Genomic DNA, 13,093 nt, shown 5'->3' with positions numbered 1-13,093 from the left:
CGCCATGCGCCGGCCTGTCTGAAAAGACTTGAATCTGTCTCTCGATGCTCAGATCGTCTCCTCCGCACGCCAACTCAATGTCAACATCTCCCGCGCCGCCGAAGACTGCATCGCCCGCAAGCCGAGCGCGAACGCCTGCGGCGACTGGAGAATGCGGAGGCGATAGCCGAAGCAGACGCTTACGTTGAAAGGCACGGGCCACCGTTTGTGAAGCACGGCAAATTTGATGGCCGGTCTTCGAAGGCTCATCCCCGCGCCACATACTCTTTCACCAGCCCCTCATAGGCATTCATTTCCGGCAGCGTTTCATAGCTATATACCGCGCCGGTTTCGGCGAATGACAGCTTCTCCCTCGTCCAAGTCTCGATGAACGGTGTGAACCAAGTTGTATCATCCAGCATGGTGGCACGCAGGTTGACGAACCAGTCCATGCCCTCGGGCCGCGTAAACATCCAACTCATGCAATGCGGACAGAAATAGTGCCTTGTTACGCCATGCAGGCCGCCGATCACGGGTTCGCCCCGGGTCACTTCGAAGCTTTCCGCCGGAATCGCGGCGCTCAACGAATAGGCGCTGGACGACATTTTCTGGCAGCCGGTGCAATGGCACGCCATGGTGAGCAGCGGCTTTGCGCTGATCTTGAGCCTGACTCGGCCACAACGGCAGCCACCTTCCCATGGCAGGTTCTTATTGCTCATCGGCCTATCCTCCGTGTTCGCCCCTAATCTAGCGTCATCCGACGTCAATCAAGGCCACGGCCGATATGCATCGCAATCACTTATGGATTCGCGCCGGATTGCCGACGACCGTCGCACCGCTCGGCACATCTTTCGTCACAACCGCGCCTGCGCCGACGATTGCCCCGTCCCCGATCGACACGCCGCCCAGAATGGTAGCGCCGCCGCCGATCCAGACATCCTCCCCGATCGAAACCGGCCGCGCCATCTCGATCCCGGCTTTGCGAAGAGCCGCATCCTTGTGATGTTCCGCACAATATATATGCACGCCCGGCCCCAGCATGGACCGCTCGCCGATTACCACCGTTCCCGAATCGAGGATGGTACAGCCGGCATTGAGGTAGACGCGACTGCCGAGGGCTATGTTCACACCATAGGAGCAATGAAACGGCGCCTCGATGACAGCGTCGGCAGGCGCCTTCGCAAGCAGCACCGCCAGCGCCGGCGCCATATTGCCGCGTTCGTCCGGCGGCATCGTGTTGTGCTGGTGAACGGCCTTGCGCGCCAGCCGGCGCAGCCCCTCGAGCTCGTCATCAAGGCAGCAATACCACTCGCAAGCCGCCATCTTTTCCCGCTCACTCATCTGCCTCTCCCGGTGCTCAACGCCTATTAAGCGGACCGTGCCGCGCAGCACCACAGCTAACTTCGTGACATGAACATGCGATGGCCTCCCCGCGCAAGCCGGACGTTGCGAAGCGGCCACGAAGGCCTTAAATCGAAGCATTGAAAGGAATCCGCCGATGACTGAAAAAGCCCGTGTGACGATCCTCTACTGCACCCAATGCAACTGGCTGCTGCGCGCCGGCTGGATGGCGCAGGAATTGCTGCACACCTTTTCGGACAGCCTCGCCGAAGTGGCGCTCATTCCTGGTACGGGCGGCAATTTCGAGATTCGCGTCAACGACGACCTCATCTGGGAGCGCAAACGCGACGGCGGTTTCCCGGGGCCGAAGGAACTCAAGCAGCGGGTGCGGGACATCATCGAACCCGGCCGCGATCTCGGCCATGCCGACCGCGTTTCGCTGGAGAGCTGACCCTCAGTCGAAGGGCGAATTGCAGGTCTTGTAGATGCCCTCGTAGGTCACAAAACGATCGGTCCTCGGATTGTAGGTCCGGTACTGATTTCGGCACCATTCGACATGCATTCCCTTTGCTGGCGGACGTATCCGGCGGATTGGCGGCGGATCATAGGAAAGCTGTCGCCTGGGCTGGGCGCGCGGCTGGTAATAGGTCGGCCCTCTCGCTTCCGGCGGACGATAGTTCGGCTGGATATAGGCAGGGCGGTGCCACTGCTGCGGCCCGAAGCCGAAGCAACCGCGATAATCGCAGTAGGTCGATTGGACATTGATGATTGCCGGATTGCGCTGTTGCAGCGGCGCAAGCGGAGGCGCGGCACTGGCCGCAAGCGGCACGAAGCCGATGACGGAGCCGAAGATGATCGTTCGAAGAGCAGACATCACTGATTCCTTTCTGCTGCTGCAGATATAGAACACCCGCCGCCGCATGGCATCCATCACAGGATCGAAAGCCGTTCAGTTCGGCGTGATCGCCCCGTTCCGGCGTCTTCAGGAGGCATATTCGCTCTTTTTTCCAGCCTGTCAGGAAAACTTCAAAAAGCCAGTTGACAGCCAAGAGCCACCCCCTTACATGGCTCTCCGTCGCCCAGATGGCGGAATTGGTAGACGCGCCAGCTTCAGGTGCTGGTACCCGAAAGGGTGTGGAGGTTCGAGTCCTCTTCTGGGCACCATTCCCTTACAAAGATAGCAGAAGAGCCGATGCCAACGGCCGTGGTCTCGTGACCTCGCTGTCTTACCACTTCAGATATCGCGATCCAATCAGCGCGCCGATGGCTGTCACTGCCGCGATTGCCGTGGTGTACCAGACTGCAAGAAACAGCGGGCTGTCGTCCGTGCAGTGCAAGGCGTAAAGCGCTGCCGCTATACCGCCGGCGGCAAGGCCTGCTGCGGCTCCGGCAAGGCTTGGGCGTTCCGCAGCGCCGTTTTTCAGCGCCCAGAGGAAACCCGCAAGCGGCGCGAGCGACAGGACCGGTATGAAGAACAGGCAGAAGCGTGCGTTGCGGCCGAGCATCGCCATTTCCCATGCATCCTGCGGAATGGCCGACAATTCGGCCGCGGTGCCCGCTGCGAGAAGGATCAGCGGCACGAACAGCGCCAGGCTTGAAAGCCCCAGCGGCACGCCTGGACGGCCTATGCGTAAGACAAGCCCGCAAGCGGCGACGGCGAGCGTCAGGGTCAGGACCATCTTGAAGAGCACGCGTGCCGTTTCGATCGCGCTTGCCATGTCGTGACGGATACCGACTGCCGACAGAAGCAACGTTGCAGAGACTGCGACGCCGATCAGCAGCGCACCCAGGAGCAACGGGCCGAGCCGTGCGCGGATGGGTGCGTCTTGTGCCAGGAGGCTGATCAGGTCATCGGTCTTCACTCGTCTCACTCCGGTACAAGGCGGCCAGCGACTTCAACGCCCGGTGCAGCGCGACGCGCACCGCACCTTCGCTCATTTTCAGCCTTTCGGCCGTTTCGCGAACAGCTGCTCCCTCGATCGAAATCGAGCGCACGATGTCACGCTGCGGATCCTTCAGGCGATTAAACATATGTTCGGCGTCGAGCCGATCCAAATTGCCCGCCTGTTCTTCCGCTTCGAGCGTTGTCATCACGTCGTCGATCGGCACATCGATGTGACGGCCGCGCCGGCGCAGGATGTCTATCAGCTTATTGCGCACGATCGTCGACAGCCAAGGGCCGATCGGGCGAGCCGGATCCCAGGTTCCGCGCTTCAGGTGAACAGCAAGCAGCACCTCCTGCACGACATCCTCCGCCTCGCCTGCCGGCGCGCCAAACTGATCGCAGCGCCTGCGGGCCATGGCGCGCAGATGAGGGGTCACAGCGCAAAGAAAGCGGTGATAGGCCTGCGCATCGCCACCCATGGCGCTACGCATCCAGCCTGCCCATTCCTCTTCCCGCGCTGAGTATTTCACCCGCATCATCCTCTACGAGAGGGCACACAACTTTGTTACCGCGCGTTCGAAATTATTTCACGGTAGCGGGCGAGCCTTTGTTCTCAGGCGTTTTCCCCTGCAATCGCGAAGACGGCAAGCCGGGCCGGCCAGAAAATCGCGAGAAGCGCTGTAACATTCCGTCGGCTCCCTCCGTAGCCCGCAATGCAAGCCAATCACGGCCCGTCATTCTTGTGGAGATGAACAATGAAAAACGCCATCGTTACGCTGGCTCGCACAGGGCTCGCTCGCTGCGGCGCTTGCCACTGTTGCCGCTCCTGCCGCTTCGGGCGCGGACAGCAAGGAAAGTGCTACGGCGTTTCCATGAATGGCCCGAACGGCTGCGCAGCCGGACCGGGGACCACGTGCGCCGGCACGCCTGGCCGCGCCTCCATCGACGACTTCATCGCGCGGAATTTTTCCCGCACGGCATGAAGCGTCAGCGCACGGGCTGATAGTGGCCTCTTGCAGGCACTTGCGTTCCTTGGCTCACGTAACCGTCGCGGTCGCATACATAGACGGTGGTCGGCATGCCGCCGGAGCGGAAGATCCAGTCCCCACTGCGCCTGATGCCGCGCGTTTCGGTGCGGCAGACATATTGTTCCTCATCCTTCTTGTCGGGCTGAGACTTGACGCCGGGGAGATCGGGATAGGGATAGAGCGGCTGAGCGGCTGCTTTGCCCGCCCGGCTCCAATCCGTCGCAAGAGCCGGCTCGGCGATCAGGCCGCTGACAGCAGAAAGGGCAGCGAGCAACATCGGCAGGGATCGCATATCGGTGACCTTTCATTGCAGGACGGGCTCCAGCGACATTCGTCTTCAAATTTAGGAAGCAGCCAAGCAGCCATCAAGCGGTAGACCGGGCACGACAAATTGATTTCGAAGCCCTTTACCGCTGGGCCTCCCGGCGGAAATAGCCCCGAATGACCGGATGCCCAAAGAGGCTTGCGAGGATCGCAAATGCCGCGCCGGCGGCAAAGCCGGTGAAGAACCCGCCGATAACGCCGGCGATCAAAAGAATCTTCTTGCCGGGACCGTCCGGTTTCGTTGGCGGTTCGGCTTCTGAAATGACGCGGATGTTGCTCTGCGGAAGGTTCTGCTCCTCGGTCGTCTGGCTGGAGCGCTTCAGGACGGTCTCGTAAATTTCCCTGGCGGCCGTCGCCTTGCGCTGCAGTTCGTTGAGTTCGACCTGCTTGTCGGATGTGGTCGCCTGCAGCGCCTTTTGAATGTTCAGTTCCTTGGCAATCGCCTCCTCGGCCTTTGTCGCCTGCTCATAATCGGCGCGCGCCGAAGTCACCATGCGCTGCAATTCGCCCTTGATCTCGCCCGAAATGCTCTGCAGTGACGAGCGCGCGGCCTGCAGTCGCGGATGACGAGCGCCCATCTGGCTCTCGAGGCTGCCGACGGCTGCGGCCTGAGTGGCATATTGCTGTCGAAGGCTCGCGAGCGACGAGTTCACAGAATTGCCGTCCGTTCGGATATTGGCGACGACATCCTCGAAGCTCATGTTCGCGGCCGCATCCGCGCGGGCCTTGGCCTGAATTGTCTTTTCCTGCGCAGTCAGCAGCAACGTATTCAGCGAGGCAAGGCGCTGGTCGGAAATCAGATTGCCCTCCGTCGCTGCCATATCGTTGTCGGCGCGGAAGGTTTCGACGGCCTGCTCGGCCTCCTGCACTTTCTGGCGCAGATCGGTCAAACGAACATCGAGCGTCGCCGTGGTATTTTCGTATAGACCTGTCGAGGCACTGCTTTCCTCCTGCATGAACGAGGTCACGACCTGGTTTGCAAGCTTGGCGGATTTCTCCGGATTGTTCGTCACGGCCGTCAACGATACGACATAGGTGCTGCTCTGGCGGGTGATCGTAAGCGACTTCTGCAGGGCACTGACTACAGCCGCGTCGTCACTCCGGCCGCCGTTGAATTCCGGATCCTGCGCAAGCTTCATGGTATCGGCAACCCGGCGCAGCACATTGCCGGACATCAGGATCTGCACCTGGCTGTCGATCATCGACGAAATCATCTCCGGCGAGATCGTCGATGATTGTGTCGCCGGATCAGCAAGGCCGATCTGGCGCGGATCGAAATAAAGGCTGGTGCTTGCGGTGAATTTCTGCGGCAGCAACGGCAGCAGTGCTCCGCCCGCCAAAGCGCCGAGCGCGGCCAGTCCGAGGACAATCAGCCTTCTGTTCCAGATCGCAAAGATGACCGATCGCATATCAACAAGCGGCGCGTCAGGATCGACGGAAACCGGCGCTGCGCGGACAACGGCACGCTCCGACTGCGACGGCAAAGGCTGTGTCTGGCGTAAATCCTTTTCGGGAGGGGTGGGCGACGGCGGCGCCTCCGGCTCGGGAAAGGGTTTTGCGAAATCACCAGGCCTCAGGACAGGCGCGCGCGCGGGAGAGCTTTCCGGCGCGGTTGGCGCAGGCTCGTAGCTTCGCCAGCTAGGCAGCCGACTAACTCTGTTCCTGTCAAATTGGCTCATAAACACACTCGTGACCCGCCGACGCAGATCTTTGGCGGAGGTAGACCGACTTTAGAAATCCTTAGCTAACGGAGCGTTAAGATACCCTACCCGATATTGCCGGAACATGGCAGAACTCCTGAAAGCGAGATCGATGAAAGCCGCGTTATCGCCCTGGCACCGCATGCTGACGATCGCCACGGCAGCAATGCTGCCGTGGCACGCCGGCCTTGCCGAAGCCGCGGGTCCCTGCTTTCGTGGCATCAATCTTTCCGGTGCGGAATTCGGCAATCCGGGTGGAGAGATTTTCAAGGATTATGCCTACCCCTCCGAAGAGACGATCGGCTACTTCAAAGAGAAGGGGATGAATATCGTTCGCTTGCCGTTCTTGTGGGAGCGGCTGCAGCCCGAACTCGGGCAGGCACTGAACGACGCCGAGCTCCAGCGCATCAAGGATACGGTGGCCCTTTTGCGCAAACATGAGATGACTGCCATTCTCGATCCGCACAATTATGCCCAGTACAAGAAAACGCAGGTCGGGACACCGCCGGCGACGACCCTGGCATTCGCAGATTTCTGGACTCGGCTTGCTTCCGAATTCGCCAATCAGGACGACGTGATTTTCGGGCTCATGAACGAACCCCACGACATTGCCAGCGACAAATGGCTGAGCGCCGCCAATGCGGCGTTCCGCGGCATCCGGGCGGTCGGCGCCAACAATCTCGTCCTCGTGCCGGGCACGAAGTGGACGGGCGCCCATTCCTGGCAGTCCGATGGCCCAGGCGGGCCAAATGGCACTGTGATGCTCGGCGTCAAGGATCCGCGCAAGAACTTTGCCTACGAGGTTCACCAGTATTTCGACAGCGATTCTTCCGGTACGCATGACGAATGCTCCGGCAATCAGAACGCCAGGAATGCCATCATCCGCATGTCCGATTGGGCACGCGAGCACGGCACCAGGGTGCTGCTAGGCGAATTCGGCGTTTCGCAAGCACCGGAATGCGTCGCCGGCTTGAAGACGGTTCTGGATACGATGCAGGAGAACGGCGACGTCTGGCTTGGCTGGACCTATTGGGTGGCCGGTGACTGGTGGCCGGCGAGCGAGCCCTTGAACGTGCAGCCCCACGACGGCCATGAGCGAAAGCAGATCGCGGTGCTGGAAGCCGCCGCCAAGGCGCCTTCTCCTGCCGAAGACGCGTGCCGGACAATGGGCAGGTAGCGGCGATGGAACAGCGAGATGCAACAACGAAGGAACCGATCGACTACGGCATCCTGGCCGTCGGCGTGCTGTCGGTCACCTATAATTGCCTTCTCGCCTTCATCAACCACAACATCACGCCGCTTGCGTCGTCGCACGTCGCCCTCAGCGAGATCCTGCTGCTGATCTATAGTTTTGGCTTCCTTTTAAAGAGGGGCCTTTACGAAGAAGACCTCGCTCCGCTTGGCTATTTGCTGGCGACGATCTTCCTCACCGTCTATGTGATCGCGCTCAACCGCGCAGGCTATATCGACCACCTGCGCAACGTGCTGATCATCTTCGCTTTCGTCATCATGGGGCGATGGACGAACGAACGAACGCTGAAGCTGATTTTCAAGATATGCAGCGTTGTGGTGCTGGCGGTGCTGATCTGCGAGATCGTCTCGGTGCAAGCCTATGTGGCCCTGTTCCATCCGGCTGAATATTTCGAAAACACCCGCGGCGTGCCCCGCGCCACATATAGTGACATCGGGCTCTTTCGCGGCGCGCTCGGGTTCCCATCCCGCTTTTCCTTCGGGATTATCGATCACCGGTCCTCATCGATCTTCCTGGAGCAGGTGTCACTTGCCAATTTCTGCGGCGTGCTGGTCATCTATCTCGTCAGTTTTTCCAATCGCCTGAGATTGTTCGACCGGCTGCTCTTCGTCTTCACCGTCATGCTGATCCTCATTACCAACGACACGCGTACGATGCTGATTTTCAGCATGGCCTGCCTCGGCGGCTATTTTATCTTTCCGTGGATTCCGAAGATCTGCGATCTCTTGATGATGCCGATGATTATCGTCATGGGCTTCGTCATTTATGCATTCCGTCCCGATGCCCATGAAGACGACTTCGTCGGCCGCATCAGCGGCACAATCCGGAACATCATCGCAATGGATATCCCGGCGGCGCTCGGCCTTGAACTCGAGAAAGCCACGACTTTCGTCGATAGCGGCTACGTCTACATAACCTATGGCGCGACGATCTTCGGCCTCATCCTCTTCTGGCTGTTCGTCTCCTTTTTCCCGGCAGGCGAGACGCCGAACCAGAAGCGTCTTGCGCATTCGCTATCGCTCTTCATGTTCCTTAACCTGATGATCGGCTCCACGGCGATCTTCTCCATGAAGACGGCCGGCCTCGTCTGGCTGCTCGTCGGCTTCCTGAAGGTCAACGAGGGCGTGCGCGGGAAACGCGCTGCCGGTAAAGTAGGCATGTCGGTTTCTGCCTGAACGGCTGCGCGGCGGGGATACGCGACGGCGCAGGCGGAACGGACTCTCGCTATGACTTCCGTAAGTTGGAGCGTAACGAACGGATGCAAGAGCCTGCAAGTCCTTGACAGCTTCTCTTGCAAATTGTTGCACGAACGAGAGCTTCGCCTATGCGGCGTAGCTGCTTTGATCTAAGCAGACCTGTCGGCTATTGCCGTGAGAGGGAAGAGGGCCATGACGCATTATGTACTGACCGTATCGTGCCAATCGACGCGCGGCATCGTAGCGGCGATTGCGAATTATCTCGCCGATCAGGGCTGCAACATCGTCGACAGCTCGCAGTTCGACGACCTCGACACCGGCAAGTTCTTCACCCGCGTCAGCTTCATTTCCGAGGAAGGCGCTGCACTGCCGGCGCTGAAGGAAGGCTTCAAGCCGATCGCCGAGAAATTTGGCATGGAGGCTGAAATCCACGATGGGGACAGCCGCATGAAGGTGCTCTTGATGGTCTCCCGCTTCGGCCACTGTTTGAACGACCTGCTCTATCGCTGGAAAATCGGCGCCCTGCCGATCGATATCGTCGGCGTCGTCTCCAACCACTTCGACTATCAGAAGGTCGTGGTCAACCACGACATTCCCTTCCATCACATCAGGGTCACCAAGGAGAACAAGCCGCAGGCCGAAGCCCAGCTGCTTGAGCTCGTCGACCAGACCGGCACGGAACTGATCGTGCTCGCCCGCTATATGCAGGTGCTTTCCGATGCAATGTGCCGCAAGATGTCCGGCCGGATCATCAACATCCACCATTCCTTCCTGCCGTCCTTCAAGGGCGCCAACCCCTACAAGCAGGCCTACGAGCGCGGCGTAAAGCTAATCGGCGCCACGGCGCACTACGTGACCGCCGATCTCGACGAAGGTCCGATCATCGAGCAGGATACGGCGCGCATCACCCATGCCCAGAGTGCCGAGGACTATGTCTCGATCGGCCGCGACGTCGAAAGCCAGGTGCTGGCGCGCGCCATCCATGCCCATATCCATCGCCGCGTCTTCCTGAACGGCAACCGCACCATCGTCTTCCCGGCAAGCCCAGGAAGCTACGCCTCCGAACGTATGGGTTGAAACAACTCGAAAGGGTAGTAGTAAGCGCTTGCCCATGACATGCATTCGATTATCTGCTTAATGTGGAAAATCGAATCATGCTGGGGGATGCCATGACCGATGATGCGCGTGCCGATCGTATGGAATTGCCGCGCCCGGACGTAACGCCGGCCGAAGCGGAAAGCATCCTGCAATCCCGCTATGGCCTCCACGGCACGATCACCGAACTCGGCAGCCAGCAGGACCGCAATTACCGGATCAATACTGGTGATGGCAGCTATGTGCTGAAGATCTGCCACATGGCTTACGATACGCTGGAGCTCGAGGCGCAGAATGCGGCAATCCGGTATCTGACCAGCAAGGAGGGTACGCCGCGTGTCCCGAGGGTCATGAGCTCGACGGACGGCCAGGATATCATCGCCGTCACAGTTCGCGAACAGACCTTCAAGGTGCGTCTGCTCGGATATCTCGAAGGCGAAGGACTGACGCATCGCAAATACCTGCCGAAGGCTTCCGTCGCGGCCCTTGGCGCACTCTGCGCCCGGCTGGCACAGGCGCTCGCCGACTTCAATCATTCGGGCCTCGACCGCAGCTTGCAATGGGACCTGCGCCGGGCGGGGCCTGTTGCCGTTCAGCTGCTTTCGGCCATCACCGACAGCGCTGCGCGCGACCGGATCGCCAAGAGCATGGTGCTTGCCGTACGCCGCATCCAGCCGCTCGCGCCATCGCTTCGCGTCCAGCCCGTGCATCATGATGTAACAGGCGACAACGTCGTCTGCCGGATTGATGCGCAAGGGCGGCCGATGCCCGATGGCGTCATCGATTTCGGCGATGTCATTCGCGGCTGGCTCGTCGGCGACCTTGCCGTTACCTGCGCCTCGCTGCTGCATCAGGCTGATGGCGATCCCTTCTACATCCTGCCGGCGGTCAAGGCCTATCACGAGATCTATCCGCTGACGGACGAGGAACTGAAGGCGCTCTGGCCGCTGATTGTCGCGCGCGCCGTCATTCTCGTCGCGAGCAGCGAACAGCAGATTTCGATCGACCCGGAAAACGACTACGTCCGCGACAATCTGGAACTTGAACGGCAAATCTTCGACACGGCCATGTCCGTTCCCTTCGAATTGATGGAGGCGGCAATTTTTGACGCGGTCGGCGCCGACATGACGCCGGTCGATATGTCCGGCTGGCACGCGCTTCTGCCGGAGATCGATCTTGCAAACATCGCCTATCTCGACCTCGGCGTTCAGAGCCCGCATTTTGCGGCCGGAAACTGGCTGAATGCGGAAATGGACTGGCGGCTTTTGGCACGCGCGGCGAATGAGGCGGGCATCGCCGCGACCCGCTACGGCGAATACCGGCTTTCGCGCGCCGTTCTTCGAAGCGCCAGGCAGCCATCGACCTACGCGCTGCATACCGACATCTGCCTCCCCGGAGGCAACAGCGTCGCTGCACCATTTACCGGACGCATCGATTGCAAGAACCACCATCTCGTCCTGATCGGCGACGGTATCAATCTGCATCTTGATGGCCTGGACCTGTCTGTTGAGGATGGCGCCGAGGTGGAACAGGGGCAGATCATCGGGACGGTCTCGGGCGAAGCCTCTTCGCTCGGCGGCTTGCGTATCCAGTTCTGCACGGTTCCGGCGCTCGAACCGCCCCTCTTTGCCGCGCCGCAGGAGGCAGCCGCCTGGTCCGTGCTTTGCCCCTCGCCTGCAGGCCTGCTTGGACCAGGCGCCAGTGCGCCCGAGCCGGAGACGGAAGAACTTTTCTCCAGGCGCCAGGCGCATCTCGCAAAACCGCAGAAGAATTACTACGAGGTGCCGCCGCAGATCGAGCGCGGCTGGAAGGAACACATGTTCGATGTCGAGGGGCGCGCCTATCTCGACATGGTCAACAATGTCACGATTCTCGGCCACGGGCATCCGCGCCTGGCAGAAGCGATCGGCGAACAATGGCTGAAGCTCAACACCAATTCGCGCTTTCACTATGCGGCGCTCGGTGAGTTCTGCGAGCGATTGGCAGCTCTGGCGCCCGACGGACTGGACCGCGTCTTCCTCGTCAACAGCGGATCGGAGGCAAATGACCTGGCGATCCGGCTCGCCGGGGCGCATACGGGTGCGCGCAACATGCTTTGCCTGCTGGAAGCCTATCATGGCTGGTCGGTGGCAAGCGACGCCGTTTCCACCTCAATTGCCGACAACCCTCAGGCCCTGGCGACCCGGCCGGATTGGGTGCATGCCATCACTTCACCCAACACCTATCGCGGCGAATTTCGTGGGCCGGATTCGGCCGGAGACTATCTCACCGCGATGGCGCCCGTGCTGCAGTCGATCGATGCCGGCGGGCAAGGGCTTGCGGGCTTCATTGCCGAATCGGTCTATGGGAATGCCGGCGGCATTGCCCTGCCGGACGGATATTTATCAGAAGTCTATGCTCAAGTGCGTGCCCGCGGAGGAGTCTGCATAGCCGATGAGGTGCAGGTCGGCTATGGCAGGCTTGGCCATCACTTCTGGGGCTTCGAACAGCAGGGCGTGGTGCCGGATATCATCACCATCGCCAAGGGCATGGGCAACGGCCACCCGCTCGGCGCGGTGATCACGACGCAGGCAATCGCCGGGTCGCTGGAGAAGGAAGGCTATTTCTTTTCCTCGTCTGGCGGCAGCCCGGTCAGTTGCGTTGCCGGCATGACGGTGCTCGACGTCATGGTGGACGAAAAGCTCCAGGACAATGCACGCGACGTCGGGGATCATCTTAAAAGCCGACTGGCCGCGCTGATCGACAAGCACCCGATTGCGGGCGCCGTCCACGGCATGGGACTCTATCTCGGCCTTGAATTCGTACGCGACAGAACGACGCTGGAGCCGGCGACGCAAGAGACGGCGGCCATCTGCAACCGTCTTCTCGAACTCGGCGTGATCATGCAGCCAACCGGCGATCACCTGAATGTGTTGAAGATCAAACCGCCGCTTTGCTTGACCACCGAGAGCGCCGACTTCTTCGCGGACATGCTGGAAAAGGTCCTATCCGAGGGCTGGTGACCTCCCCGCCGCCATTAACCAATGCGGTCATTTCGAGGCTTTCGGTTTTTTAATCAAAAGCCCCATTGCCGGAATCAAGCCGACTTCCTATGTCTGTCCCGGTGATCGAAACGAGGCTTCCGCCCGTCACGGAATTTGCACAAAGGTCTGATAACGTTCTTTCAGCAAGTATGACTGTGGTGGAATTATTTTTTTCGGATCGTCGAGATTTTGACACGTTTCGGAATATGTTTCTGACAGACTGTCCGCTATTCTCTACAAGCAAGGTAGATTATAAAAGATAGTCGTCGC

The 13,093-nt window shown here is 60.2% G+C and carries 13 protein-coding genes, 1 tRNA gene and 1 pseudogene; 8 read left to right on the top strand and 7 right to left on the bottom strand.

Going from position 1 to position 13,093, the window contains the following annotated elements; all coding sequences use genetic code 11:
* Window positions 1–28 precede the first annotated feature (28 nt).
* Window positions 29–225 (top strand): annotated as a pseudogene (locus ISN39_RS20430) (type II toxin-antitoxin system CcdA family antitoxin); the annotation flags it as partial.
* A gap of 20 nt (window positions 226–245) precedes the next feature.
* On the opposite strand, the gene ISN39_RS20425 reads toward ISN39_RS20430, so the two are convergent.
* Both ISN39_RS20425 and ISN39_RS20420 read right to left on the bottom strand, forming a co-directional pair.
* Complete coding sequence (locus ISN39_RS20425) at window positions 246–698, bottom strand: GFA family protein (RefSeq protein WP_074066296.1); 453 nt, start codon at window positions 696–698, stop codon at window positions 246–248.
* Window positions 699–774: 76 nt separating this feature from the next.
* Window positions 775–1,320, bottom strand: a complete 546-nt coding sequence (locus tag ISN39_RS20420; protein WP_194728677.1) for a sugar O-acetyltransferase — start codon at window positions 1,318–1,320, stop codon at window positions 775–777.
* A 157-nt stretch (window positions 1,321–1,477) separates the two neighbouring features.
* Here ISN39_RS20420 and ISN39_RS20415 point away from each other — a divergent pair, with 157 nt between their 5' ends.
* A complete protein-coding gene (locus ISN39_RS20415; RefSeq protein WP_039843593.1) occupies window positions 1,478–1,771 on the top strand; it encodes a SelT/SelW/SelH family protein in 294 nt (97 codons plus the stop codon).
* Window positions 1,772–1,774: 3 nt separating this feature from the next.
* On the opposite strand, the gene ISN39_RS20410 is transcribed toward ISN39_RS20415, so the two are convergent.
* Window positions 1,775–2,194, bottom strand: coding sequence for a BA14K family protein (locus tag ISN39_RS20410; RefSeq protein ID WP_194728676.1), 420 nt, complete (start codon window positions 2,192–2,194; stop codon window positions 1,775–1,777).
* Window positions 2,195–2,397: 203 nt separating this feature from the next.
* Between ISN39_RS20410 and ISN39_RS20405 the strand changes: the two genes are divergently transcribed.
* Window positions 2,398–2,484, top strand: a tRNA-Leu gene (locus tag ISN39_RS20405).
* A gap of 62 nt (window positions 2,485–2,546) precedes the next feature.
* On the opposite strand, the gene ISN39_RS20400 is transcribed toward ISN39_RS20405, so the two are convergent.
* Together ISN39_RS20400 and ISN39_RS20395 are read right to left on the bottom strand one after the other, a co-directional pair.
* Window positions 2,547–3,182 carry a DUF1109 domain-containing protein gene (locus tag ISN39_RS20400; RefSeq protein ID WP_194728675.1) on the bottom strand — a complete coding sequence of 212 codons (636 nt, stop codon included), beginning with the start codon at window positions 3,180–3,182 and terminating at the stop codon, window positions 2,547–2,549.
* Entirely contained in the window at window positions 3,169–3,735 is a 567-nt protein-coding gene (locus ISN39_RS20395; RefSeq protein WP_194728674.1) for a sigma-70 family RNA polymerase sigma factor, read from the bottom strand. The genes ISN39_RS20400 and ISN39_RS20395 overlap by 14 nt, the downstream gene beginning before the upstream one ends.
* A gap of 225 nt (window positions 3,736–3,960) precedes the next feature.
* Between ISN39_RS20395 and ISN39_RS37920 the strand changes: the two genes are divergently transcribed.
* On the top strand, window positions 3,961–4,188 hold the full coding sequence (locus ISN39_RS37920) for a DUF2282 domain-containing protein (protein ID WP_083635718.1): 228 nt from the start codon (window positions 3,961–3,963) through the stop codon (window positions 4,186–4,188).
* A 4-nt stretch (window positions 4,189–4,192) separates the two neighbouring features.
* On the opposite strand, the gene ISN39_RS20385 is transcribed toward ISN39_RS37920, so the two are convergent.
* Both ISN39_RS20385 and ISN39_RS20380 read right to left on the bottom strand, forming a co-directional pair.
* Window positions 4,193–4,525: a hypothetical protein gene (locus tag ISN39_RS20385; RefSeq protein WP_074066294.1), complete on the bottom strand. Its 333-nt coding sequence runs from the start codon at window positions 4,523–4,525 to the stop codon at window positions 4,193–4,195.
* A 115-nt stretch (window positions 4,526–4,640) separates the two neighbouring features.
* Window positions 4,641–6,236 carry a GumC family protein gene (locus ISN39_RS20380; protein ID WP_194728673.1) on the bottom strand — a complete coding sequence of 532 codons (1,596 nt, stop codon included), beginning with the start codon at window positions 6,234–6,236 and terminating at the stop codon, window positions 4,641–4,643.
* A 187-nt stretch (window positions 6,237–6,423) separates the two neighbouring features.
* Between ISN39_RS20380 and ISN39_RS20375 the strand changes: the two genes are divergently transcribed.
* From ISN39_RS20375 to ISN39_RS20360, 4 genes are all read left to right on the top strand, one after another.
* Window positions 6,424–7,434: a glycoside hydrolase family 5 protein gene (locus ISN39_RS20375; protein ID WP_246763352.1), complete on the top strand. Its 1,011-nt coding sequence runs from the start codon at window positions 6,424–6,426 to the stop codon at window positions 7,432–7,434.
* A 5-nt stretch (window positions 7,435–7,439) separates the two neighbouring features.
* Window positions 7,440–8,684, top strand: a complete 1,245-nt coding sequence (locus ISN39_RS20370; protein ID WP_194728672.1) for a hypothetical protein — start codon at window positions 7,440–7,442, stop codon at window positions 8,682–8,684.
* 213 nt (window positions 8,685–8,897) lie between these two features.
* Window positions 8,898–9,782 (top strand): formyltetrahydrofolate deformylase, encoded by an 885-nt coding sequence (purU, locus tag ISN39_RS20365; RefSeq protein ID WP_194728671.1) that lies wholly within the window; start codon window positions 8,898–8,900, stop codon window positions 9,780–9,782.
* A 92-nt stretch (window positions 9,783–9,874) separates the two neighbouring features.
* Entirely contained in the window at window positions 9,875–12,802 is a 2,928-nt protein-coding gene (locus tag ISN39_RS20360) for an aminotransferase (protein ID WP_194728670.1), read from the top strand.
* The last annotated feature ends 291 nt before the right edge of the window (window positions 12,803–13,093 follow it).

The organism is Rhizobium sp. 007 (assembly GCF_015353075.1).
Taxonomy (GTDB): Bacteria; Pseudomonadota; Alphaproteobacteria; order Rhizobiales; family Rhizobiaceae; genus Rhizobium.
This window is presented reverse-complemented; position numbering and strand designations above follow the sequence as displayed.